21 protein-coding genes are annotated in these 24370 nt (G+C 61.6%); 5 read left to right on the top strand and 16 right to left on the bottom strand.

All coding sequences use genetic code 11. The features are described 5' to 3' along the window. Positions 1–212 precede the first annotated feature (212 nt). The 15 genes from ABJF10_RS05375 to ABJF10_RS05305 all read right to left on the bottom strand — a co-directional run bounded on the left by ABJF10_RS05375 (position 213) and on the right by ABJF10_RS05305 (position 17620). On the bottom strand, positions 213–815 hold the full coding sequence (locus ABJF10_RS05375) for a hypothetical protein (RefSeq protein ID WP_348543500.1): 603 nt from the start codon (positions 813–815) through the stop codon (positions 213–215). A 30-nt stretch (positions 816–845) separates the two neighbouring features. Continuing rightward, the gene (locus tag ABJF10_RS05370) at positions 846–2012 is read right to left on the bottom strand and encodes a cytochrome P450 (protein WP_348543499.1); all 1167 of its coding nucleotides are present in this window, start codon (positions 2010–2012) and stop codon (positions 846–848) included. A 282-nt stretch (positions 2013–2294) separates the two neighbouring features. Further along, entirely contained in the window at positions 2295–4073 is a 1779-nt protein-coding gene (locus ABJF10_RS05365; protein ID WP_348543498.1) for a hypothetical protein, read from the bottom strand. Positions 4074–4169: 96 nt separating this feature from the next. Further along, complete coding sequence (locus ABJF10_RS05360; RefSeq protein WP_348543497.1) at positions 4170–5747, bottom strand: hypothetical protein; 1578 nt, start codon at positions 5745–5747, stop codon at positions 4170–4172. Between the two features lie 173 nt (positions 5748–5920). Then, positions 5921–7189 (bottom strand): glycosyltransferase, encoded by a 1269-nt coding sequence (locus tag ABJF10_RS05355; RefSeq protein ID WP_348543496.1) that lies wholly within the window; start codon positions 7187–7189, stop codon positions 5921–5923. A gap of 13 nt (positions 7190–7202) precedes the next feature. Continuing rightward, entirely contained in the window at positions 7203–9071 is a 1869-nt protein-coding gene (locus ABJF10_RS05350) for a hypothetical protein (protein ID WP_348543495.1), read from the bottom strand. A gap of 206 nt (positions 9072–9277) precedes the next feature. Beyond that, positions 9278–10390, bottom strand: a complete 1113-nt coding sequence (glf, locus tag ABJF10_RS05345) for a UDP-galactopyranose mutase (RefSeq protein ID WP_348543494.1) — start codon at positions 10388–10390, stop codon at positions 9278–9280. Positions 10391–10509: 119 nt separating this feature from the next. Beyond that, a complete protein-coding gene (locus tag ABJF10_RS05340) occupies positions 10510–12075 on the bottom strand; it encodes a hypothetical protein (protein WP_348543493.1) in 1566 nt (521 codons plus the stop codon). Positions 12076–12107: 32 nt separating this feature from the next. Beyond that, complete coding sequence (locus tag ABJF10_RS05335; protein WP_348543492.1) at positions 12108–12959, bottom strand: glycosyltransferase; 852 nt, start codon at positions 12957–12959, stop codon at positions 12108–12110. A gap of 51 nt (positions 12960–13010) precedes the next feature. After that, the gene (locus ABJF10_RS05330) at positions 13011–13577 is read right to left on the bottom strand and encodes a hypothetical protein (protein ID WP_348543491.1); all 567 of its coding nucleotides are present in this window, start codon (positions 13575–13577) and stop codon (positions 13011–13013) included. A 56-nt stretch (positions 13578–13633) separates the two neighbouring features. After that, positions 13634–14146, bottom strand: coding sequence for an OmpA family protein (locus ABJF10_RS05325; protein ID WP_348543490.1), 513 nt, complete (start codon positions 14144–14146; stop codon positions 13634–13636). Between the two features lie 25 nt (positions 14147–14171). Beyond that, positions 14172–15329, bottom strand: a complete 1158-nt coding sequence (locus ABJF10_RS05320; RefSeq protein ID WP_348543489.1) for a biopolymer transporter Tol — start codon at positions 15327–15329, stop codon at positions 14172–14174. A 71-nt stretch (positions 15330–15400) separates the two neighbouring features. After that, positions 15401–16345 carry a TonB family protein gene (locus tag ABJF10_RS05315; protein ID WP_348543488.1) on the bottom strand — a complete coding sequence of 315 codons (945 nt, stop codon included), beginning with the start codon at positions 16343–16345 and terminating at the stop codon, positions 15401–15403. A 102-nt stretch (positions 16346–16447) separates the two neighbouring features. After that, positions 16448–16864: a biopolymer transporter ExbD gene (locus ABJF10_RS05310; RefSeq protein WP_348543487.1), complete on the bottom strand. Its 417-nt coding sequence runs from the start codon at positions 16862–16864 to the stop codon at positions 16448–16450. Positions 16865–16867: 3 nt separating this feature from the next. Then, positions 16868–17620 carry a MotA/TolQ/ExbB proton channel family protein gene (locus ABJF10_RS05305; RefSeq protein WP_348543486.1) on the bottom strand — a complete coding sequence of 251 codons (753 nt, stop codon included), beginning with the start codon at positions 17618–17620 and terminating at the stop codon, positions 16868–16870. Between the two features lie 58 nt (positions 17621–17678). Here ABJF10_RS05305 and ABJF10_RS05300 point away from each other — a divergent pair, with 58 nt between their 5' ends. From ABJF10_RS05300 to ABJF10_RS05280, 5 genes are all read left to right on the top strand, one after another. Then, positions 17679–18440, top strand: coding sequence for a hypothetical protein (locus tag ABJF10_RS05300; protein WP_348543485.1), 762 nt, complete (start codon positions 17679–17681; stop codon positions 18438–18440). A 291-nt stretch (positions 18441–18731) separates the two neighbouring features. After that, complete coding sequence (locus ABJF10_RS05295; RefSeq protein WP_348543484.1) at positions 18732–19340, top strand: hypothetical protein; 609 nt, start codon at positions 18732–18734, stop codon at positions 19338–19340. A 273-nt stretch (positions 19341–19613) separates the two neighbouring features. Continuing rightward, positions 19614–22094 (top strand): PAS domain S-box protein, encoded by a 2481-nt coding sequence (locus ABJF10_RS05290; protein ID WP_348543483.1) that lies wholly within the window; start codon positions 19614–19616, stop codon positions 22092–22094. A gap of 47 nt (positions 22095–22141) precedes the next feature. After that, the gene (locus tag ABJF10_RS05285; RefSeq protein WP_348543482.1) at positions 22142–23410 is read left to right on the top strand and encodes a PQQ-binding-like beta-propeller repeat protein; all 1269 of its coding nucleotides are present in this window, start codon (positions 22142–22144) and stop codon (positions 23408–23410) included. 4 nt (positions 23411–23414) lie between these two features. Further along, complete coding sequence (locus tag ABJF10_RS05280) at positions 23415–23792, top strand: RNA-binding S4 domain-containing protein (RefSeq protein WP_348543481.1); 378 nt, start codon at positions 23415–23417, stop codon at positions 23790–23792. A 371-nt stretch (positions 23793–24163) separates the two neighbouring features. Here the strand turns inward: ABJF10_RS05280 and ABJF10_RS05275 are convergent, their stop codons facing one another. After that, complete coding sequence (locus ABJF10_RS05275) at positions 24164–24370, bottom strand: zinc ribbon domain-containing protein (protein ID WP_348543480.1); 207 nt, start codon at positions 24368–24370, stop codon at positions 24164–24166.

The raw sequence follows: 24370 nt of genomic DNA, 5'->3' as shown, positions 1-24370 counted from the left end.
GGTAGCGCTTGCTCAGCGGTTCGGTCGCGGCGGCGACGGCCTTGGCGTAATCGTCTTGCAGTCGGATCATTTCCCGGGCGAGGTCGCTCTCGGCCAGCAGGGGGCTGGCGGAAAAGACGACACATCCGAGGAGGACGAGATAAGGGCGGGTTTTCATGTTTGTTCTGGGTGGGGAGGGGAGGAGGACAACTCGTCGTGACAGTTGCGCGGCATCATTTCACGGATTTATCCTGCTGAAAGAAAACGATCCGGCCGGCGAAGTGCCGCGCCTGGGGATCGGGAAGTTGCATAGTCACGATGAAGCGAAAGGCGGGGAGATCCTCGTCGTTTTGAATCACATCGACGGACAAGAGCAACTGGTGTTGCGGAAGCCAGACTTCCGGCCGGACCCAGAAGGCGCGAGTTTCCGTCTGCAGATAGGGCCGGATCCGCGGCATGAGATCGGGGAAGGCCACTTCCTGGACCTTGTCCCCGCTTGCGAAATAGAGGTTGGTCACCCCAGTGCGTTTAGTCTCGCGTTCGAAGATGGCGACGAACCTGGAGTCGGGACTCCACAAGCACATGAAATGGTCGCGATTTCGGTTCGCGCTCAGGCCCATCACCGAACTCACCCCGTGCGCAAAAAGAGGCTTCTCTCCACCTGTAGAGCGAATCCCCATCGCCAATTCATGATACTTACCGAAATCGGTGAAGAGATACACCTCATGCTTGAAGTCCGGTGCCATGCAGTCCTCGGCCGTCACCTCCTCGCCCGATACGGCCTGCAGGGCCAGGAACGCCACGGCGAGGATGCAGGTTGCGGTCTGGCAGGGCATGGCGGGATAGGCGTGGCAAACGTGCCGAAACTACCCGGCGCTTTTATTTAGCGGGATCAGCCTCGCCCGGAGCGCGTCGTAGCCGACGGCGCGGCGGTACTCGGCTTCGACTTCGAAATGGGGTTCCGCTTTCAGGATCTCGATGCGCTGGACTTGCTCGCAGAGGGCTTTCATCAGGCTGCGCAGGACGAGGCGCGCTTGCGGGGCGCCGAGGCAGAGGTGGAGGCCGAAGCCGAAGGCCATGTGGGCATTCGGCTTGCGGTCGAGGTGGACCTCATGCGGGTTGGGGAAGATGGTCTCGTCGTAATTGGCGGAGGACCAGCAGAGGGAGACTTTGCCTTTCGGTTTGACGGGGACGCCCATGACCTCGGTGTCGATCGGGCAGACGCGGCCGATGTGGGTGAGCGGGGAGATGTAGCGGAAGAGTTCTTCGCAGGCGTTGACGATGCGTTTGGGATCCTGGCGCAGGTACTCCAGCGCTTCGGCATGCCCGCCGAGGTAGCCGAGCGAGGCGGTGACGGCGTTGATGACGGTGTCGCGTCCGCCGGCGAAGGCGAGGTTGGCGATGCCCATGGCTTCTTCGCGCATCATCGGGCGGCCCTGGAACGTCGCCTTGTTCAGGTAGCTGAAGAGATCCTCGCCCGGGTGGGCCAGCGCTTTGTCGAAGAGGCTGTGCAGGTAGGCCTCGAACTGCCGGCCGCGCTCGACTTTGCCCGCCGCGTCGACGTCGCGATAGACGTGGGTGCCCCAGGAGATCCATACGTCGGCTTCCGCTTCCGGCATGTTGAGCATGTAGGTCAGCGCCTTGGATTGATAGACGACGGCAAAGTCCCGGACCAACTCGATGGAATCCTGCCGGAGGGCGTCGGCCACTAGGCGGCGGGCCAGCGCTTCGACCTGGGCGATGACTTCGGGCAGCTTCGGCCGGGCGAAGTAGGGCTCGACCAGCTTGCGCGATTCGGTTTGCTGGGGCGGATCGACCTCCAGGGGGAATTGCCGCATCGACCGGACCTCCTCCTCGGTGGGGAAGGAAAGCCGTCGGGGCGCATCGGAGCTGAATTTGTGCCAGTCCTTGGTGGCGGCTTTCACATCGGCGTGGCGCAGGATCATGGGCACCCGCTCGCCCTCGAAATCGCAGGGCAGCACGCCCGCTTCTTTGCGCTTCTGCTCAAAGGGATCGATCTGCTCTGGGTCCATGGAATCGGCTCTTTCGAAGGAAGGGGATGGGCGGTTCGGAGGGTGCGGCGGAGCCGCGCGAAGCGGACGCTCGGCGAATCATTCCGCAGGACATGACGGGGGTCAATTTGCGATGAACTCCGCGTCGCGTTGGGTGAGAAATTCTCTTGAGGTGGCGTCGCCTGAATCTTGGCACTTCCCTCACAACTCCAGGAGCTGCGGGAAAACCCCTAATTTTCGTGCCAAACACCTCATTTTCACGCTGGTACGCGGGCATGACAACCAGGAGCTCGACGCTCTTATTCATCTGGGCTCTGCCGGGGTGCGATTTTTAGTATAGCTTGGCGGGAATCGGAGGCTGTAAAAAATGGCACCGGGGACGGCCTCCGAGTAACACGCCCATTCTCCATCGTCGTAGATGGGTGCTAGCTGCAAGCTCGTCTTTTGCCGATCCCGCCCGGAGCGAACCCAAGCGACGCCTCCATAATCTGGAACAAAGGTGCTGCGTTCGATCCAATGGTCACCGTCTGATCTTTCATTCATGAAACAGATTCGGCGGGCAAGATCGGCATTGAGAATCTGGTCCCGCAGCGGCCCAATTTCGATTACGTCGGGAAAGGGCGCGTCTTCCTTGGAGATATTTGCAACTAGGCCTTGGGCATAGAACAAAGCCACTTTGCCGGACGCGCCGGGAGGCAGGCGCAAATTATATAGATAACTCGTTTTCAACATCAACTTTCGCCGGGACATTGTTTCTGCGGACAACGTGCCGTCGACGAAAGGCACGTTGATCGGGGGGATATCCCAACGCTGATGTTCGGCAGACCAAAGCCGCAGGGTGCCCGGCTGAAAATTCCCAAAAAGGTCGACCCCCTGCGGGGATGCGTTCACGATGGGCATCGCCTTCGCCATTTGTTCTAGCTCCTGGGCATAACGATCCTGGAAGAAGCCTGAGCGGATCTTGGCGTAAAACCAGGCGTATCCCCCCGTCGGCATCGGCCCTGCATCGGTCGGCAAGTACCATAAGGCGGCTTTCTCCCAGGCAAAAACGCCGTACGGCGACACCGACACGAGCCACGGAATCACCAGCAGGAAAGCGACGGCACTGCGCGATCGACGGCCCACCCATTCTAAAGTGATCGTCGCAAAAACCGCCCCCATGACTAGCGACGGCAGGACGTATTTCGGGCTAGTGAGGTGGGTGAGATAGGGCGCTATCTGGAGAATCGGGATCAACAAGAGCAGGGCGTTCCAGCGCCGGGCGAAGGCACATCCAACCAGTGCGGCCACCGCACAAGCCAAGTTAGGCAAACCGATGCCGTAGCCGATAAATGCGCAGAATAGTCTCGGGTCGGTATGGTAGGAGAAGAATTCCGGGTCCGGCATTTTCCGGATGACCGTGACAAAATAGCCGAGGCCTGCGGTCAGCGCCGCCGCGGAAAGCAGCCCCGCGCGGAGCAAGGATTCCCGCCACTGGATGGCCCCTTCGTGGCGCACGACAGTTAGGAGAGCAAGGGCCGGAAACAGCAGGATGTAGTCGGACCTCGAGAATGCTGAGATGCAAAAGGGGATCGCCGCGAGGACGCAGGCGACTTTGGAACGCGATTGCAGCAGACACGCCGCCAAGATGATCGAGAGCAAGGCCAAAGACGCCTCGTTGCCGTAGCAAAAGGTGACCACTAGAGCTGGAACATTGAGGAGCACGGCGAACAACAACCACTCCGAAATCTTCATGATCCGGCCAAGAAGCCACGGCGTCAGCGCCAGGAAGGAAGCGCCGCAAATTACGCTCAGGAGAGTCATGGCTCGGACCGCCGATAATCCCGTGAGCTTGTAAAAACTGGTGGCAATGATGTAATAAGCTGAAAATATATCGCGCCGGTAATAGTCGGGCAAAGCCGCCAGGCGGAGGGGGCTGGCTTCCTTCGCCAGACTCATCACTTGGGTCGCTTTGGCCAGCTCGTCCTGCTCGTAAAACGAATCGAGATTGGCGATGGTCAGCAAGATGGCCAACGACAGAAGCCAACGCAGCAAAATGCGCGACCGGGGGTTATCCAGGAATGGCAATTTTGTCGCGAGCATGTGAAGGCCGGTTCGGTGGGGAGCAATTCGCGGAAATGGGAACTCGACTGCGAACTTGCGCCAAAGAGTCAGCGGTGGGGAGCACCCTAGGAAAACTCACTTTCGCCCGGCGGGAGCAAATTCTGCGATCGGGCGAAACTTGGGCGGTTGAATGACCTCTGGTGCCGCCTTCTCTGTGCCGGCGAAATACGCGTTCAGGGAATTCTCCAACATCTTTTGAAAACCGATCGTGATCACGACGTTTGGCAGGTCGGCATCGAAGGCGCCAAAGATGAAGATGAAATTGAAAGGCAGCGCGATGGAAGGAATGGTGCCGAGCAAGACTAGGGGGAAAAGCGGGGTCCCGCGGGCCCGCTGAACGAGCCGGATGGACCGCCACGCGACCAAGCCGAGGAGGGCGAGAAAAATAGCCAGGCCGATGTAGCCCACAAAGCGAATGGAGGAGACCGGTCCGCTGTGCACCCCGCCGCTGATCATCAGGTTCTCCTGTTGATCGGCATTGGAGCCGCTGAATTGATTGGAGGCCATGATCTCGAGTTGCCGATGGGTAAAGCCGTAGCCATCTCCCAGCCATTTGTTTTCGATATACTTGTTCCCATCCAGCATGACCTTCCACATCTCGACCCGCCATTCGGTGGAACCCTCCGCTTCGCTCTTGGCGCCGTAATCCCATTTGCCCGGGAGAAAAGAGAGGGCACGCTGCGCCGGAAAGGGCAGATTGACGATGTTGCCCTGCATCCCGACCAGAAACGCCAGCGCGACAACCATGAGGGCGGCCGCTCGCACGACATCGCCGATGCCCCCGCGAAAAAAACTGGCCAAAAGAAATATTTCGAACATGCCGAAGAGACCGGAGCGAAAACCAGAAAGCAGAACGGCAATCAAGCCGGCAAAGAACATGGCAAATCGCCAAAAGTGCATCGGATTGACGAGGGTGAAGGGGTGCCAGAAACTACAGGCAGTGGCCACCAGGTTTCCGCCCACCCCTCCCAGATAACTCAGCCGGCCGCCCTCATCCACGGCGGTGGCGCCCTCCGCACTTTCGGCGGCGGCGATGCCGGAATACAGATTGGCCAGCGGCGCGGTGGTGGAGGGGAACCGGAAGGCCACGAAATTGACGAAAGCGAGACAGGCATTCCCCATAAAGCCTAAAAAGATAATGAGATAGGATTCGCGGACGCTCGCAGTCGAGCGCCCCAGGACCCAGAATCCCAAATAAGCGATGATGATATCCACGTAGGGCTTGCCGCCCACCCGGTCCGAACCAAAGGCTTCCACCCCGACCGGGTTCCGGACGTAAGTCACGAACATGTAGACGAGCATGATCCACATCCAGACCTCCACGATACCGTTTTTGGGTTTCAGGCGGACGATTTTCCGCGCCTTCAAGATCATATACATCCCGAAGGCAATGAGGATGCCGATATGGGCGACGGTGAAGGGAACGGGCAGGGCGACGATCTTCCCGCCCAGCATCGCGGTCGCGGGAATGAGGACCCAGATTTTCTCCTGAACCACGAGCAGAAAGGACATCACCGCGAAGGCGGCGACGATGAGCAGGGGCAATTTGGTATCGCCCTGGCCGATCATGAGGCCGCAACCGAGGGCGACGCCCAAGCCCACGGCCAGCGCGATGGTCGGGACGACATACTCCTGGATATGCTCGATCTTCATTGGGGCGGGGGACTATAAGAAGGGAGTTCCGGGCGGCAAGGGCTGAATCGTCAATTTCCGGTAACTGCGGGATGGCCAGGGAGCGCACGGCAAGGGAGATGGCGGGTGTTTCGTTGCGCGAGCCCAGTTGGCCCGGTGGGCTCTGTTGCGGAATATGGCCTTTTAAGCGGCATTTATTGGCATTCTGAACCGAGTGCGGCCGCATAAACATCGCGCATGGCGGCGATGAATCGCTCGTGGGAATAGTGCTGCGCGATGTGGCGGGCGGCGGCCGACCCGGTCGGCGCGAGGAGGTCCCGGTGTTGGTCAAAGTGCAGGACCGCAGCGGCGATTTCGCGGGCCATTTGCTGCGGTGATTCAATCGGCACGCGCACCCCGCAACCGTCCGCCACGGCCGTGCCTGGGCCGCCGGTCTCGGCGACGATGGGGACGCACCCGGCGAGCATCGCTTCCATCATGGTCAAGCCCCCGCCCTCGCGCAGGCTGGGCAGCAGGTAGAGATCGGTGTCTTGCAATTCGCGCGTATAGTCTTCGCGGGTGAATCCCTGTCCCAATCTCACCTCGTCAGCGATGCCCAATCGCTCCGCCAATCGCTGGAGATGCTCCAATTCCGGGCCGCAGCCTGTGACGCGGTAAACAAACCGGGCGCCCGCCTTTTTGGCGATGGCCAATCCTTCGAGGGCAAGGGCAACGCCTTTGCGCCCTTCGAGATTGCCGCCGGCCAGAATTTTCAAGGGCTCGGCCGCCGGCCGCACTGCCCCAGCCGGGCGGGCCAGGGCTGCGATGGTCTCCAGAGTAAACGTGTAATAGGAAAGCACGCTGATGCCGTCGGTCGTGCCACGCAAGGCCGCTAGGTGCGGCACGGCCTCCCGATGGGCGGCGAAAATGTGGAAGGCCTGGCGCAGGCTGCTCCGCACTTCGGGCGTGGCTCGGCTGTAGAGACCGCCGAGGATGCGCGCCATTTCGAAGGCTTTGGCCGAGGAGCTCAGGATATGGGCAAACTTGCGCAATGGGAAGACTTCGGTCCCGCTGATCGGTCCGTAAATAAACGGGATGCCCAGTCGCCAAAGGGGGCTGCCGACGCGCCACGTGGAATAGGTGACATGGTGTGCCAGGTCGAAGTGCTCGCGTTCGTGCCATTCCCGCGCTATCCGGAGAATTGCTCGGTTGAAAGAGATATACCGCGCCCAGCTTTGGACCCGGGCGAGCATGCGATTGTCGTGGTAGCCCTTCGCTTCGCCGACGAAGACGAAGTGCATACTGTCCGGCACCATCCCTTGGTCCCGTCCCTTTTCGACAGTGGCCTGATATTCGGCGCTCACGAGCAACCACAGATCGCCGATTGTCGCGAGTGACCGGCAAACCAGCCAGCCATGCAGTGCCTCTGAACCTCCGTAGGGATCGCAGGCGATGACGGAAATCAGGATTTTCGGGCGGCTCATTCTTAGGAGAAGATTAATCGGGCTGGCCGGTCGCAGGGTCGTCGATGGAGATAATCACCCATTCCTCCAGCCCCAGCGCGACTTTTTGGGTGATCATGGCGCTGGCGGTGATTTTTCCATGGATCGTGACTGCATAGGCCTCGGGTGTCAGGTGGAAACGATCGAGGGCGCGTCGGGAGGTGATGATGGCGCTCCCGCGCAGGAATGCGAGAGCGGGGTCGGCGGGCGACGCGGTCAGCACCTCCACGATCTTTCGGGAGCCATACGGTTTCCATAGCGTGCCCTCGAGATCGTTGAGGTTGGGGATAAAGCCGACAAGCTGTGCTTCCGCGGGCAATTGTGCCTTCAGCGGAGCCAGAAAGTCGTCTCTTCGGGCATAGACGGAATAGACAGTCTGGGCGCGCTGGATAGCGGCATTGCCTGGTCTCGACTGAGCCAGGGCGGCGAGGACGGGCTGTGCCGGCCACAAGGGACGCGACGGTGAGAGAACCACGGCGGGCAGGATGGAAACGACCACCGCAACTGCCATCACGCGCCACCAAGTTTGGCGGGTTACCCATTCGTGTCCGCTGGCACTAAGGACCCCAATGAGCAGCGGCGGATAGTAGGGTGCGGCGAGGCGGGCCGCCGCTTCGCTCCCCATCTTCGCCAGGAAAGCGCCAAAGGCCAGCAGCACCGCGCCGCGAACCCACCGTTGCCAGACGGGAGCTGGCGACGCACAAGGGCGGCCATGCCACGAGGCAGCCACGACCGATATGACGGTGAGTAAGAAAACCCCCAATCCCAAGCCGGAGCTTTCTTCGGTGGCCAACTCGCCCCAGGACAGGGCGAAGCGCGGGAACTTTGCCGTGATCCACCTTCCGGCCCCGCTACTTTGGAAAGCTTGAAACCGGGCTTTGGCGATGTTGGTGACCGGGCAGACGGAGGGCTCGAGTGCTCCAGCTAAAATCATGAAGGAATTCCCCACGATGCCTTGGACGGGCGAATCCGGCTGCACTTTGAATTGATTGCCGGGATCGCCATTCCAAGAGCCTGTCTGGCGGCTGTTGATGGCGGCGGTGGGCACGTAGGAGATCGCCACGGCCACCACTGCCACGGCGGCTGCGCCCAGCCAATGATATCGAACCGCGCGCCAACACGGCAGCGTGGCGATGAGCCATGGCAGAGCCAAAGGAGCGGCCGTAATTTTGACCCCCGTAATGAGCGCGGCCGCCAGCGCGGAAAGGCAGAAATCCGGCCAGCTTCCCGATCGCCTCGCACGCAGGCCGAACGCGAGCGCAGCGAGCGCATAGACGCCGGGCAGCAAGTCGTTGCCAATACTGCCGGCTTGGGTGGCGAGACAGGAGGTCGCGGGCACGATCCACATCCACATCCAGGCCACCCGGCCGTGCATGCCACATTGCCGCGCGGCGCTGAAGAAAAGCCCCGGCAGCAAGGCAAAGGCGATGACATTGGGCAGGGCAAAAAAGCGGTCGGTCTTAAAAAAGACCACCGTCGGCGCCATCAGCCACCCGTAACCGGGGGGGGATATATTCAGAAGATCGCTGTTCGTCGGAATCCAATGCCAGCGGCCCTCGGCGATCCAATGCATGATCTGAGGGACGCGATAAGTCAGGGCGTCGTAGTTATTCGGCGGGTGAAGTGTTGCGCCGGCGCAAATGAGAAAAAAGAGGAGAGCGAAAGCCAGGGGGAGTGGTCGCCACCAGCGGCGTGCCACGAGAGTAAAGCGACGTGGCTTGATCGCCCTGCGGCGAGCCATCTGGCGTCCCCAGAGGAGCAGCAAAACGCCGCCGCAGAAAAAGCCCGTTGCGTAGCCTCGAGCATCGAGATGCCCCGTGGCCGCCAATGTCCAGCCACAAAGGGTGACAAAAGCGGTGCTCACAACCCAGAGTCGCAGAATCAACCACGCCGGCGTTGGGGATGGATGGGAGTTCATCGGGCAGCCGTGTCGGTTTTACCAGGTACGAATCGGAGGTGCGGTGGCAAAGGGAACGGGCATGCGGAACGCGTTTCATGCAAGGTTCCGGGGGGAGAAACAACTCTACGCATTTGAAATTCTGGTGACGATGGCCCCGGCGCGGCCGTTGTTCATGGGAGAGTGGCCAAACGGTCGAACTCGGCCAGCGCCATGCCGACGACCTGGTCCATGTTGTAGTACCGGTAAGTGGCGAGGCGGCCGACGAAGCTAACCCCGGTTTCTGCTGCCGTGCGGTCGGCATAGCGCTGGTACAGGGCGCGAGCGTCGGGTGCCGGGATGGGGTAGTAGGCCTCGCGGCCCGCACCGAAATCCTCGGGATACTCGCGGACGATGGTCGTAACCGGCAGCTTCTGCCCGGTGGCGTGCTTGATCTCGACGATGCGGGTGAAGTCGTGGTCGTTCGGATAGTTGACCTGCATCGCAGGCTGGAAATATTCCTGCTCCAGCGTCTCTGCTTCAAAACGCAGGGAGCGATAGGGGAGCGGGCCGTAGCAGTGGTCGAAGTATTCGTCGATCGGGCCGGTGTAGATCAGGTGGCGGTAACGGAGGTGCTGGCGCGCTTCACGATAGTCAGTCTTGAGACGCACCTCGATATTCGGATGCGCGAGGATCCGCCGGAACATCGCCGTGTAGCCGTCCTTGGGCAGGGCCTGGAATTTCTCGGAGAGATAACGATCGTCGCGGTTCGTGCGGATCGGGATGCGGCCGCACACGCTGGCGTCGAGCTCGCGCGGGTCGCGCCGCCATTGCTTGCGCGTGTAGTTCTTAAAGAACATCTCGTAGAGCTTCGTGCCGACTTGGGAAATGATGACTTCCTCGGAGTTCTTGGGCTCGGCAATCGGGACGCGCCATTGGTCGAACGTGGCTTGCATTTCCTCGCTGGAAGACGGCCGGCCGAGGATCTGCTCGAAGGTGTTGAGATTGATCGGGAACTGCCAAAAGCGGCCCGCGGTCCACGACAGGATCTTGTATTCGACTGCGTGCCAATCGGTGAACTGGCTCAGGTAATCGCGAATGCGGTCCGAGTTGGTGCGGAAATAATGCGGTCCATAGGTATGCAGAAGCACGCCGGCCGCGTCGTAGTGATCGTGCGAGTTGCCGGCGATATGGTCGCGTCGATCGATGACGAGACACCGCGCCCCGCGCTGGCTGGCCAGTCGCTCGGACAGGACTGCGCCAGCATAGCCCGCGCCCACGATGAGATAGTCTACAGGGTCAGGCAAGAGGGCAGGCGGGTGGAGGAACGGAGAAGAGCAACACAAAAACGGTTTCTGATGTGCGATGGGAGATCCAGCGCAGTTGAGACTCGCGGTCGGAGGCGATCACTGGAGAGGTATTCGAGTCATGGTTCGGGCGAATTACGTCGGAAAAAATTGGCGGAGTAGCGTGTTTCCTTCAGGGCTGATGCGACATTGCCCGGAAAGGCAACCTGTTTCCAGCTTCCCCCGATAATCGGGAATACTTCGCTCTCTTCGCCAGGGCGAAGGCAGAGCAAGCTGATGCTATCCTTCGGAAGATCGACGACTTTCGCCAGGTCGCCGCGGGCCGGAAGTCCATTCGCGTAAACAAGTTGGGCGTGCGGACGAATGGCAAAGTAGAGTTTAAAATTGCAGAGGACGACATCGTTGGGGCGAACCATTTCTGCGGCGGCCCTTTCGATGGGCTCGGTCGATCGCGCGCGCCAAGTGCGGAGCGCATCCAGTGTGCGGAGCGGAACCCCCATACTGATGGCAGCGATGCAGGTCCATCCGGCCAGCCGCCGGTAAAAGCCATCCGATGGGCGCGCCAGGGCGCGCTCCAGCATAAAGGGAGCGCCGACGCAGAGCGGCATGTAGGTCATCCACCGATAGACAGCTCGATAATGAGCAAGAAAGTGCAGACTGGGGGGCACGAGGAGAACGACAGCGATGATGAAGAGCGCACCCCGTTTTACTTCGCTATCCAGAGTGCGGCGACGGGTGAAAATGACGACAGCCATCAGCAGGAAAAGCAGCAAAGCGCCGTAGTCACAAAGAATCTTGGGGTCTACTAATTCTCGCGGATCGCCAAAAAAACACGTCCATAGATTATCGGGATCGCCGGCTGAGGAAACGCCGACAATTTTCCCGAGAATTCTTTGCGGAAGGGGTGTGGGAGTGCCATTTAGGGTGGCAAACGGCAGGATGATAGCCAGGAATTCCCGGACGCTCGCGACTTCGCCGTAGAATAAGAATAACAATCCGATGCCGAGGCATACGCCCACCATGGTAGCGTTCGCGGTGGCCATAGCCGGCCGTCCCAAGATCAGCATGGACAGGCCCGCCAGGATGAATGCGTATGGGATCACGGAAATGCCCGCGAATGGAATCAAAGCAGCGGACAAGACAATCGCGGGCCAACGTATGAATTTTGCACTGATCGTGCCGCAGACAAATACCGCGGCCACAGTGACGAACATCATTGCATCCGGACGTAGCGTGCGAAATGTCAGGGTGCTGACGGAGCCCGAAAGAACCAGCAGAAGACATAGAATTCGGGAGGATGGACTCTGGAGCAGACGACTGTTTCTTGTCGCCTGCCAGATCATCAATCCTCCCAGCGAAACCAGGATGGCATTTGTCCATCGCGCTTTTTTCAAGCCAAAACCAAGCGTGCGAAAGCCGGCATAGAGAACCCCTTGATAAAGCGGGACGTTCCCGCACCAAATCGCATGGCGATCCTGCGCCCACATCGTGGAGACGAAGCCATCCCCGAAATACAGATTCGCCGCCGGATCCACATACGGCGGTTCATCCGGAGAAACGGTGGGGGTCCGCTCGGCGACAAATACGTTCACGAGGAAGATCACAACCACGACGGCCAAGGCCGCCACTGTCTCGGGCCAGCTCTTCGATTTCCCCTTCGCTACAGTTGATTCAATAGGATCCATCAATGTTCGTGAGTCCTCTCCAAAAGTGATACTTAGGTAATGGGAGGCAGACTCCGCAGTTGCCGAACCAATTCCCATGCTTTGTTCCCAAATTGTGCGAGGACAACACAAGGTTCACCACCGTAGCGTTCACGGAAGCGGATGGGAATGGTGGCGTGGCGCGCGCCTGTTTTCTTTTTGAGGATCACGGCCAACGCCACATTCGCCAGATAGAAGTCAGCGGGGATGATGGCGAGCGCGGCGGAGATGGCATCCGTCCGCATCAGGCGGTAGGGAACGTTCGCGTCTTCGCACCAAGCGCCGGTTGTGCAGAGTAAGACGATCTTGAGCACATAACTGGCGAAGGATCGACGCCAGCCATCATCGCGCCGCCAGCGGCGGCCATAAATGACGTCGACTTCCTTGCGCAGGCGCCAGAAGCGGAAGAAATACTGGGGATCGCACTGGCCGTCGGAATCGATTTGGAAAACAGAGGGAATTCCCCGTTCTGCGGCGAGGCGATATCCCCTCAAGCAGGTCTGCCCGTGTCCCCGATTGGCCTGTTGAATGATTTCGAATCGCAGCCCAAGTTGCTCGCGTAGGCGAGCGAGCACACGGGGTGTTTCGTCCGTCGAGCCGTCGTCGATCGCAACAAAGACAAAACCCTCGGTCCAATTTAAGATTTCTTGAAACCATTCCATGACCACCTTGCGGACGGACGCCTGCTCGTTGAATACAGGCAGGACGACGAGCAGTTCGAGGGCTTCGGCGGGCATGGCAGGGGGACTGTGTTTAGGGGCTGGCTTTGTTTTTGGGAAACAAAGAATGGTGAAATTCAGACGGCAAGGTGCCCCACTCTCCAAGTACGCAGTATCGGCGCGCTCAGTTTCGACGAGCCATGCCACTGATCACGAAGGTCAACAGGGTCTTCGCCCATTGTTGAATCCGCAATGCTTCTAGCCACATCCCGGGGGCATTGCGGACAGCCGGAAGATCTGCTCCACTTCGCAGAGAGACTCCGCCTTTCGAGTGAGTGCCCGACTATTGCTCACGACAATCGCCCGCCTCGCCTGGGCCCAAACCGCCAGATCCACGCGCGCGTTGCCTGCGTAGTCGAAGCCTCCCTTTCCGAATCGCTTCACTAGCATATCGGCCTTGCCTCGTCCGGAGAGATACGTTTTTCCATCGCTGGCGCAGCACTCCGTAAACAAACCCACCCGCTCCGCCATCGCTCGTGCAAACTTTTGGTCGGTCCCGCTGACCAGGAGCAGCTTTCGCCCCGATTGGTGCTCCTGTTGCAGGAAGGCCAGGAACTCGATGTTCAACGGGAGCGTCGCCGTGTCGAGTTCGACCCGACTGGCGATTTCGTGGATGAGATTCGCCCGTCCGCGACCCAGCCACAGCGGCAATTGAAAAAACGCCAGCGGGCTTTCTTTCAACAGCAACAGCACCGCTTCCCGCATCGTATCCGTCCGCAGGAGTGTCCCATCCAGGTCGACACAAAGAGGGATCGGAGTTTGCATCGTTTCGTCAATGGGCGCCACTCCACTCCCCGGCAGGCGAACAAGATGAGATTGACTTAGCGCACAACACCAAACTCGGCGCGGCGGTTTTTGGCCCAGGCGCTGTCGCCGGAGCCGGGGTCGGCGGGCATCTCGGCGCCAAAGCTCACGGTCTGGATCTTCGAGCCGTCGGCGCCCGCATGGATGAGGGCCTCGCGCACCGCCTGGGCGCGGCGTTCGCCGAGGCCACGGTTGTATTCCGGGGTGCCGCGTTCGTCGGTGAAACCGGCGAGGATCAGCGTATTCGACGCACTCTTCATGAACTCGGCGACTTCATCGATCTTGCTGCGCTCGCCGGAGCTGATCACGTAGCTGTCGAAGCCGAAATAGACGGGCCGGAATTTGCTGCGATCCACGTTGCTGCCGAGGAAGGAAACGCCTTCCTGCCGGTCGGGCAGCGGGCTGCCGTTGACGTAATCGCCGTCCGTGGAACCATTGCCACCGGTGCCCTTCTTTCCTTTGGCGCATCCGGCGAACGAAAGCGTGGCGAGGAGGAGGGCGGCGAGGGAAAAGAGTCGAATGAGTTTCATGGCAGAGTGGAACGAAATGGGGTGGTTAGCGGGACCAGGTCGGCTCGGAGATTTTGCCCAAGCCGCTGACGAGAGTTGTCTTCTGCCCGGTCTGGGCGTCGAGCATAATCAGCGAGCCGCCCTCGGCAAAGATCAAATGGCGCGAATCCGCGCCCCACGCGGGCCCTTGGCCGGAAGCCACGGTGTGCACATTGCCGCTCCCGAGATCGAGAATGGCGATGGTGAAGCTGCCGCCGTCGCGCACGGTGAAGGCCACCTTCTTGCCGTCCGGCGACCAGTTGGGTTCCGTGTTGTAACTGTGCCCCGTGCTCAGCGCGCGCCCGGTGCCACCGCCGGAGGAAATACGAAAGAGCTGGGGACCGCCGCGGTCATCGCTCGAGTAGATGATCTCGTCGCCACCGGGCCCCCACGTGGGCGAGCTCTCCACGCCTGGGGTGTGCGTGAGCCGGTGCGCTCCGCCGCCGCCCGTGCCCGTGGTGTAAAGCTCCGGGTTGCCGTCCTTGCTCACGATCACGGCGAGTTCGCGGCCGTTCGGCGAATAGCTCGCGCCGGTATTGGTGCCTGGGAATTTGATGATGCGATTGCGCGACCCGCTGCCGAGGTCAATCTCGTAGACATCCGCGTAACCGCTCTTGTATCCCGTGTAAACGAGCCGGCTGCCATCCGGGCTGAGCCTGGGCCCCACGCTGATCGTGCCGTCGTTCGTAAGTTGGTGGACGCCTGAGCCGTCGGCATCCGCGAGATAGATTTCCTTGTGCCCGGTGCGCGAGGCGACGAAGGCGACCTTCGAGCTCGCGATGCCTTTATTGCCCGTCAGCGTCTCGACGATCTCATCCGCATAGGCGTGCACTTTGCCGCGCGCGGTGCCGCCGAACGATTTGGTCAGCACCGTCTTGCCGCCGCGGTCGGTGACATTCCCCGCGATACTGTTGCCATTGGAAGTGCCGCCCACAATGAAGCCCGCGCTCGCCGCCGGCACGAGATTGAAGTAGCCCGACATCGCGAGATCGTTCTGCAGAATCTTCGCCGCCTGCGCGCCGTCCGCCCCGCCGATCGAGCCGATGGCGATCGGGATCTTGTCGCTCTTGCTGATCGTGATGGTCGGGGTCTCCGCCCCGCGCACGAGCGTGAAGGAGACGAAAAGGCAGGACGCGAAGAAGGAAAGCGCGCGGAATTTTTTCATGGCGGGGCGGAAGCTAACGGAAAAGCGGCAGGAGCGAAATGCCAATGACGTAACATTTGCGGAAGGTGTTCTCATTGGCCCTGGTCGAGCTTGAAGGCGATGTTGACCTCGTAGGAATCGCCACTGCCGAGGCCGGCGGGGAGTGGATCGATCTGTTGCACGCGCTCGGCGGCGGTCATCACGGATTGGTCCATCGTCGTATCGCCGGAAGAATGGACGATCTCGCGGCTCTGGATCGTGCCGTCCTTGCCGATGCGGATCTTGAGCGTGGTGACGATGTCCGGCCCGCCGCGCGAGATATTGGTCGGCTGGTCCCAGCGGCTGTGGAAGCGGTCATGGATCATCGAATAGTACCATCCGAACTCCGACGCGCCGGAGCCGCTACCGGATTTGCCGGGGCCCTTGCCATTGCCCGTGCCGACGCCGTTGCCGCCGGTCGTGCCGGAGGTCTTGTTCGTGGTGTTGCTGGTTCCTTCGGTCTTCGCCTCGCTGGGCGTGCCTTTCGGCTTTTCCGAAGGCGAAGCCTTCGGCTTCGGCGTAGCGTCTTCACCGTCTTCTTTCGGCGTCGCCTTGGGGGTGGCCGGTTTGGGTTTCGGAGTGCGCTTCGGTGTTGGTTTTGGAGTGGGTTTGGGCGTGGTCGGTTTGGGGGTCTGCGGTTTGGGCGTCTCCGGTTTTGGAGTCGTCGGCTTGGGCGTATTCGGTTCCGGGGTCGCTTGAGGCGTCACGATCTCGCTGGGCGCTTGTTTGGGAGTCGGCACGGAGATGAGCTCACTCATCTGCTCTGGGATCGGTTCGGGCTTTGGTTCAGGCTCGGCGGGAGCAGGTGGCGGTGGTTCGGGCGCGGCTTCGCCCGCGCCGGTATTGCCTCCGCCCACGGAACCTCCCTCCAGCCACATGATCTGGTCCGCCGGCGCCTTGCGCTGGCAGGAGCTCACGAAATAAATGACCGCCACCGCGATGACATGCAGCACGGCGACGACGAGGAAGTTTCGTCGAAAAGTGCGGTCGGGGCGCATGGTGAGGTCAATAAAGAGCGATCAGGCTCGCGATTCCGACGAGCGGAAGGCGCTTTCTGTTCAAGGAAGATATCAGAAACAGCCGGGCCGGAGGCGCCTGTATCACGGTTGCTCAGGATTTGTCACCACGCCGACTTTGGTGATCTTGGCCCGCTGCACGGCATCCATCACGTCGATCAATTTTTGCACGGCCAGTTCCTTGTGCGAGCGAATCACGACCGCGATCTCCGGTTTCGCCTCCCTCAGCGCGGCCAGTTCGGTCTCGAGCTGCTGCACCGTGGTCGGCTCATTGTTGAATGTAATCTGTCCCTCGCGGTTGATGGCCACCGTCTGCACCGCCGCCGGGTCGACCGCATGTTTGGCCGCATCGCTCGTCGGGATGATGAGATCCACGGAATTCTCCATCAGCGGCGTGGTGATCATGAAAATGATCAGCAACACGAACGCGAGGTCGAGCAGCGGCGTCACGTTCAGCTCGCTGAGCGTCTGCAGGCTGTGGCGGTCGGAAAAGCGGCGCATCGTCTATTTCCAGGATTTGGCGCGTTCGTGGTCCACGTATTTGTGCTCGAATTCACTCGCCAGCTCGGCGGCGAAATTGTCGAGTTCCACGATCATCGCGCGAATGGTGGTCACGAGGTAGTTGTAGCCGAACATCGCCGGGATGGCTACGAGCAGTCCGGTGACGGTGGTGATGAGCGCCGCGCTCACGCCCGGGGCCATGGCGGCGAGATTCGCCGTCCCGGCGGCGGCTACATCCCCGAAGGTTTCCATCACGCCCCACACCGTGCCGAGCAGGCCGAGGAAAGGCGCGCCGCTCACCGCCGTGGCGAGCAGGATCATCTGCGATTCCAGCCGCAGCGCGGTCTCACCCACCGCGCGCTCCATCGCCGTGGTCACCACGCGCATTTGCGACGATGTGATTTTCTGCGCGATGTCGAGCCGGGCGCGGAAGGTCTCGTCCACTTCCGCCGAGCCCAGCAACTGGAAGGTCAACTCCTTGCAGCCCGCCTTGTAGATGGCAAAGACCGGCGCGCCCTCGAACCGCGTGCGGTCGGTGTAAATGCGCAGCGGCTGGCGGTCGGCGCGGAAGGCTTCGAGGAATTGCTCGCGGCGGCGTTGCGCGTGGCGGACGACGCGGAACTTGGTCACCATCACCGACCAGCTAAAAATCGACGCGAGGAAGAGCGACAACAAGATGAGCCGGCCCGGCAGCGTCGAGTTTTCGAAGGCGAATACAATGCCGCCGGAAGCGAGGAAGTTGGTCGGGAAAAGCATTGCCGCCATGCGCAAAGGACTGCTTAGTGAAAGACGCGCGCCGCCACAAAGACAAACTGTGAAAATCCTCCGCTTCGTTCTCGCCCTCGCGCTTCTGATTCCGTCCGTCCGCGCCGAGGAAAACCGTTACGACCTGCTCGCGCGCACACTCCTGCCGATGCTGAATGTCTTCGCCAAGAGCACCACGAGCCCGAACCGCGCCCTGTCCTTTACGGCAAAGCTGGAGCAGATGACCGACCTGCCGCCCGAGCTTGCCGGCAGTCACGCGGAGGTCGCCATCGAGTATCCCGACAAGCTCCGCCTCCGCGCACCGATTCTGGGCGAAGACGTCACGGTGTGCCGCACGGGCGAGGAACTATGGGCCTACCCGGGTAGCAAAGTGGAGGCACTGCTCAGCGCCGCCGCCGCGGCGAAGAAACTGCCCAAGGCCGACAAGAAGTTTCGCCTCCAGCCCTTCGGTCTGCCGCTGCCCGAGAAAGATCTCGTCTTCCTCCCCGCGCTCTTGCAGGTGAAAGACATCGGTTCCGAATCGGTCGGTGACGAACCTTGCCGCGTGCTCGATCTCTTCCTCATGCCGGAATTGGCGCGTTCGCTCAAGACGCAGGGCTGGGGAGCGCGTGCTTGGGTGAGCGGCGACGCGAAACCGGTCCGCATCTCCGTGGCCAAACCCGGTTGGATGATCGTGTTGCGCTTCGAGCACCTGGAGTTTGCCCCGAAGCTGCCCGACAGCACTTGGGAACCCACGAGCGAACAAGCTGGCGATGTCCTCAAGCTCGATCCCGTGCGTTACCAGCAACTGCTCGGCACGCTGGTAAAATAGCGCCGCCTCCTTCATCTGGTTGTCACAATTTCGGGCTCGCCGTACGTAGGTTTGCGGCCATAGTGTTGGCGCATGAAAAGGCGGATGGACTGCAATTACCACTTGCGACGGGAGCGCGTGGGGAGCGCTTTTTCCGCAGGACTTACGGCGCTGGTGATCGCGGGGCTGCTCTCCTTTGTTTCCTGCTCCAGGATGTCGTTGCCGCCATCGGCGCAGGAAGCGCCGGGTACCGATCCCACAAACGCGGCGTCGGCGCCAGTGCAGGCTCAGGCGAACTCCGCGTCTTCTCCAGTGCCTGCCGCGCCTTCTCCGGCTGCGCCGGTCTCGATCCGCGCTGCCACTGCCGATAATGTCGTGGCGCCGCCCGTACTCCGGCCCAATGCGGCGGCGGGAGCGAAAGAGGCGGCGGTGAAGATGTATCCTGCCTTGGGGGTAAAAGATTCCACGTTTAACAAAACCTTTCGCGATCTTTACGTGGAGAAATCACAAAAGGATCCCGAGTTTTTGACGAGAGCGGATTGGCCGCTGCTGCTGGCCCGGCAGACCGCGGATCTGCTCACCGTTCAGCCCACGGCACCCGCCGCGCCAGTCGCGCCGCCAGCGATCACGGTCGCGTCTGCGGGAGACGGCCATACGTTCAAACCTACGCTGGCGCCGAATCCCCTCGAGCGTGGGGCCTACAACCGGGGTTATTCGCACTATTGGTGGAATTGGAACGGACGCTACTATACCTACGATCCGCCCAACACGCCCCAGCCCGCTCCCGTCACGGTCGCTTCGGGCGGCAGCGGCCAGGCGGCCAACCCAACACCGGCACCCAGTGCCCTCGAGCGCGGCGCCTACAATCAAACCCGTTCGCACTACTACTGGTGGCCCTGGACCCGTTACTACACCCCGTAATTCATGTTACGGCGGGTAAAATGCGGTCATAAATCAAAGCGGAGAAGACGGACTGACCGGCGCTCGCGACCGCCAAGGCTCTGAAGCGCGGGGCTATTATCATCCGCCTTGGTCGGGCGGGAACGGTTTCCGCATCTCTCCCGGCGGTGATCGGACCGCTTGAAAATACTCTTGTGACCGGCTACGTCCGCGAACGCATTGCGCTGCGTTTACATCCCGCGTAGCGTGCGCGGGGCCGAGATTTGAGCCCTGGCCGGCTTATTCCTTTCCTCCATGCCTTTCCCCGTTCCCGCTGATTCCCCTTTCGCAGCGGCGCCGCTTCTGCCATCGGCGGGGAAAGCCTGTTCGTGGGTGCTGCGCATCGCGATCCTGATGGGGCTCGCCGTGGGCGTGAGCAATCTGCTGGCGTGGGTGAATGGTTCGGCGCCTGGCTTCGTCGTGGCGTCGGGCATGATGGTCATGCGGATCAACACCGCGACCGGCATCACGGCGGGAGCGCTGTCGCTACTCTGCTGGAGCGGCGCGCCGGGGCGGAGTCGCCGCTCTCTGGCGCAAGGTCTGGCCATCGCCGCCGCCCTCATCGGCACGCTGACGGCGATGGAGGATATCGCCGGGATCAATATCGGGATCGATCAGCTTCTCGGGCCAGCCACGATGCCCGGTGACTTGGGAAATGCCAGTGTCCGCCATCCGGGTCGCATGAGTCTCAACGCGGCTTTGTCGATGAGCTTTCTCGGCGTGGCGCTGCTGGGGCTGGACTGGAAAGTGCGGCTCGGAAGGCAGCGCTTCTGGGTTTCCCCGGTCTTCGCGCTGCTCGCGACTCTGCCAGTTTCGCTCGGGCTGGTGGGATACCTGCTCGGTCTCACCAATTTCACCGGGATCCTGCGCTCCACGAATATCCTGTTCCACACTGCTGCGTCGTTGCTCGCGCTCGCCCTCGGCTGTCTCGCGGCTCGACCCGAGCGGCCGCCCGTGCGGCGCATCCTTTCGCCCGGCGCGGATGGGCTCCTGCTGCGCTGGACGCTTCCCGGGTCGGTGGTGCTCCTGCTCACGCTGGGATGGTGCATCGGGCGGGGGCGGGCCGCGGGTCTGGTCGTGGCCGGGGAGGGATCGGCGATGATGCTTTACGGTGGGCTCGTCTTGATCTTCGGTTTGCTCTTCGTGGCCAGCCGGGCGGTGAGCCGACAGGAAGCGCAGGCGCGGGCCTCTGCCCTGGCCTTGCAAGAGGGGCAGGAGCGCAGCCGGGCGATCGTCGATACGGCGTTGGACGCGGTTTTGCTGATGGATGACGCCGGGATCATTGTCGACTGGAACCCGGCGGCGGAACAGATCTTCGGCTGGCACCGGGAGGAAGTCATCGGGCAACCGCTGGCCGAGCGAATCATTCCCGAGGATCTGCGCGCCGCGCATTACCGTGGGATGGCTCATCTGAAGGAAACCGGTCACGGGCCGGTCTTCGGAAAGCGACTGGAGTTGCCGGCCCTGCGCCGCGACGGGACGACGTTTCCGGTCGAGCTGAGCATCAATCCGCTGCCCGGCCCCGAGCCCACTCTTTTCGTCGGTTTCATTCGCGACATTACCAACCGGCAGGCGGCGGACGAAAAGTTGCGCGCGGCCAAGGAGGCCGCGGAGGCGGCGCTGCGCACCAAGGACAATTTCGTCGCGGCACTGTCTCACGAATTGCGCACGCCGCTCACGCCTGTGCTGCTCTGCACCGCCGCGTTGCGGCAGGATGAGCGTCTGCCGGCGGACGTCCGCGGGCAGATGGCGATGATGGAGCGCAACATCGCGCTGGAGGCCCGGCTGATCGACGATTTGCTGGATCTCACGCGGATCAACCGCGGCAAATTCCGGCTGCGGACCGAGCCGTGCGACACGCATTCACTGCTTCACCATGCGCTGGAGATCGTGCGCGACGAGGCGCGGGCCAAAAGGATCGCGCTCGATCTCGACCTGAGCGCGGAACGCTTCGGCGTCACAGGTGACCCGGCCCGCTTGCAGCAGGTCTTTTGGAATTTACTGAGGAATGCGGTCAAGTTCACGTCCGCGGGTGGGCGCGTTACGATTCAGACGCGGGACGAAGCGGATCGGGACCGGCTCATCATCGCGATCAGCGATACGGGCGTGGGGTTTGCCCCCGAGGCGGCCGAGCAGATTTTTCAACCTTTCGAGCAGGCGGGTCGCGACAACGACCATGGCCTGGGCGGCTTGGGCCTGGGCCTGGCCATTGCCCGCGCCATTGTGGATCTGCACGGTGGCACGATCCAGGCCCACAGCCTGGGAGCGGGACAGGGCGCCACTTTCATCGTCGAGTTTCCCGACCCGATCATGGCGCCCCATGGAATGCTGACCGCGAACGTGAACAAACCCGACGACCGCACGGTATTCACCCCGCGGCGCATCCTGCTCGTCGAGGACCACGAACCCACCCTGAATGTGCTCACCCGCCTGCTCACCCATGCGGGCCACGAAGTGATTCCCGCGCAGAGCGTCGCCGCGGCCCAGGCCGCCGCGGCAAACCAGCGCTTTGATATTTTGGTTTCGGATCTCGGCCTGCCGGATGGCACCGGCTGGGAACTCATGACTTTGCTGCGGGCGCAGTATCCCAATCTGCCGGCGGTCGCTCTTTCCGGCTATGGAATGGACGAGGATCTGCAACGCACGCGCGATGCGGGTTTTGCCACCCACCTCGTCAAGCCGGTCGATTTCGACCAGCTTCGCCATGCGCTCCAGAGGTTGAACAGCGCGAGTTGAAGCACATTCCTCGCTAAGCGTGCGCCTGCACGCTGGTTCTCCTTCACGTGCCCTCTCGATTTTTCCCCCTGCGCTTTTCCCGGATCGGCCTTGGCCTCCTCGTTGCTGGCTGGCTCGGCCTGCACCCCGCGATGCGGGCGGAGGACTGGCCGGGCTGGCGCGGACCGCGCGGCGATGGCACTAGCGCAGAAAAGAAGGTGCCGTTGACGTGGGACGCGACGAAGGGGGAAGGCGTGGCGTGGGTGGCGGATTTGCCGGGCGAGGGGCACTCCTCGCCGATCATTCTCGGGAAGCAGGTCTTCGTGACCGCGACGCTGCCGGAAACGGAAGAGCGATTGCTCCTGTGCCTGGAACGCGATTCGGGCCGCGAGATCTGGCGGCGCACGGTTTTCACTTCGCCGCTGGAGCGCAAGCATCGCGAGAATAGCTACGCCTCGAGTACGCCGGCGACCGACGGCCAGCGCGTCTTCGTCAGTTTCCTCGACGGCGACAAGGCAACGCTGGCCGCCTACGATCTCAATGGGAAACAGCAATGGCTGGTGCAGCCCGGCGTCTTTCACAGTCAGCACGGGTTTTCCAGTTCACCGGTGGTTTTCGAAAATGAGGTGATCGTCAACGGCGACCACGACGGCGAGGCGTGGATTGCCGCGCTTTCCCGCGAGGACGGCCACACGGTGTGGAAGATCGATCGGGAGAACAAGACGCGCAGCTATTGCACGCCGATCATTCGCGATCTCGCCGGCCGCACACAGATGATTCTTTCCGGCAGCAAGTGCATCGCCAGCTACGACCCACGCACCGGGAAGCGGCACTGGATCATCGACGGCCCCACGGAGCAGTTCGTGGCCTCGATGGTTTATAATCCAAAGCACGACATGCTCTTCATGACCGGCGGCTTTCCCGCGCACCACATCCTGGGCATCAAGCCCGACGGCCAGGGCAACGTGACGCAGACGCACATCGTGTGGCGGACGACCAAGGGCGTTTCGTATGTGCCCTCGCCGATCTCGGAAGGTGACTACTTTCTCGTGGTGAGCGATGGCGGCGTGGCCAGTTGTTTCCACGCGGAGACCGGCGAGCTTTACTGGCAGGAACGTGTCGGGCCGCACGCGCACTCGTCGCTCGTCTCGGCCAATGGGCTGGTCTATTTCACGACGGACGACGGCGCGACCACCGTGGTGAGGCCGGGACCGACCTTCGAGGTGGTGGCGCACAACACGCTCGGCGAGCCGACTTCGTCGTCACCCGCGATCAGCGACGGACACGTGTTCCTGCGCGGAGCGAAGCACCTGTACTGTTTCGGCGAAAAGCGCTGACGCGATGCGGCTGGATCAATGGCTCTGGGCAGTGCGCGTTTATAAATCGCGCACCTTGGCGGCGGAAGCGATCAAGGGCGGACTGGTGAAAGTGGAGGGCGAGCGGAGCAAACCCGCGCACGAACCGAAGCCCGGCGAACTCATCACCGCGCGCGTCGGCATCATGACGCGCACGGTGCGCTTCCTCGCCGCGCCGAAGTCGCGCGTCGCCGCCAAGCTCGTGGCGGACTTCATGGAAGACCTCACCCCGCCCGAAGAACGCGAGAAGCGCCGCGAGCCGAACTTACTGCCGCCGGGCTTCCGCCCGAAAGGCACGGGCCGCCCAACGAAACGGGAACGCCGGGTCTTGGAAGAACTCACCGAAGAGGATGCCGGCGATTAGGCAGACTGCGGCGAAGAAAGTGCATAATTGGACGTAGAAAGGCGATTTTCCGCAATGGAGCCAATGGAACCAATGGAGCAATGCACATTTTGCGCGATGTCATGGCATACTTCCCCGCATGAACTCCGCCGATTTTCCACTCCGCCCGCCGCGAGGTCACCCACTTCCCACCGATCATCCGCCAGAAATTCAATCAAGGTTCCGGCAAAGAAACGATGGCCGATTTAAGGTGCCTTAAGCCCCGTTAAGCCGATTTAAGGTGCGAGTTTTTTTAAAACTCAACGAAATGGGCCGGACGATCGCTCTGATATCAGGACATTTACTACCAACAGGTCGAGCCCCGCAATAACGGTGCCCGCCCGCTTCCGGCCTTAGCGCCCTTTGCGCGGATTGTTCATCGAGAGGATGCTCATCCCGCGCATGATATTGCCACTGCCGCCGATGATGATGCGCTTCACGGGGAGTCCACTCTCGGGATCGTGCGTGAGCGCGGGATCGCTCATCTTCTGCACGTATTCAAAACGCTTGGGCTTCTGGCCTTTTTTCTGAGGGATGGTTTCGTAGACGTAGGTAGCCAT

Source organism: Chthoniobacter sp., from assembly GCF_040003245.1.
Lineage (GTDB): Bacteria > Verrucomicrobiota > Verrucomicrobiia > Chthoniobacterales > Chthoniobacteraceae > Chthoniobacter.
Note: the sequence above shows the minus strand (reverse complement) of the source record. Positions and strands in the feature narration are given on the sequence as shown.

Coding starts and splice junctions, on each gene's coding strand:
- ABJF10_RS05365 (WP_348543498.1), bottom strand. CDS start 4,073: ATGCTCGCGACAAAATTGCCATTCCTGGATAACCCCCGGTCGCGCATT.
- ABJF10_RS05305 (WP_348543486.1), bottom strand. CDS start 17,620: ATGCTTTTCCCGACCAACTTCCTCGCTTCCGGCGGCATTGTATTCGCC.
- ABJF10_RS05330 (WP_348543491.1), bottom strand. CDS start 13,577: ATGCAAACTCCGATCCCTCTTTGTGTCGACCTGGATGGGACACTCCTG.
- ABJF10_RS05310 (WP_348543487.1), bottom strand. CDS start 16,864: ATGCGCCGCTTTTCCGACCGCCACAGCCTGCAGACGCTCAGCGAGCTG.
- ABJF10_RS05325 (WP_348543490.1), bottom strand. CDS start 14,146: ATGAAACTCATTCGACTCTTTTCCCTCGCCGCCCTCCTCCTCGCCACG.
- ABJF10_RS05375 (WP_348543500.1), bottom strand. CDS start 815: ATGCCCTGCCAGACCGCAACCTGCATCCTCGCCGTGGCGTTCCTGGCC.
- ABJF10_RS05370 (WP_348543499.1), bottom strand. CDS start 2,012: ATGGACCCAGAGCAGATCGATCCCTTTGAGCAGAAGCGCAAAGAAGCG.
- ABJF10_RS05360 (WP_348543497.1), bottom strand. CDS start 5,747: ATGAAGATCGAGCATATCCAGGAGTATGTCGTCCCGACCATCGCGCTG.
- ABJF10_RS05355 (WP_348543496.1), bottom strand. CDS start 7,189: ATGAGCCGCCCGAAAATCCTGATTTCCGTCATCGCCTGCGATCCCTAC.
- ABJF10_RS05320 (WP_348543489.1), bottom strand. CDS start 15,329: ATGAAAAAATTCCGCGCGCTTTCCTTCTTCGCGTCCTGCCTTTTCGTC.
- ABJF10_RS05280 (WP_348543481.1), top strand. CDS start 23,415: ATGCGGCTGGATCAATGGCTCTGGGCAGTGCGCGTTTATAAATCGCGC.
- ABJF10_RS05340 (WP_348543493.1), bottom strand. CDS start 12,075: ATGGATCCTATTGAATCAACTGTAGCGAAGGGGAAATCGAAGAGCTGG.
- ABJF10_RS05290 (WP_348543483.1), top strand. CDS start 19,614: ATGCCTTTCCCCGTTCCCGCTGATTCCCCTTTCGCAGCGGCGCCGCTT.
- ABJF10_RS05275 (WP_348543480.1), bottom strand. CDS start 24,370: ATGGCTACCTACGTCTACGAAACCATCCCTCAGAAAAAAGGCCAGAAG.
- ABJF10_RS05315 (WP_348543488.1), bottom strand. CDS start 16,345: ATGCGCCCCGACCGCACTTTTCGACGAAACTTCCTCGTCGTCGCCGTG.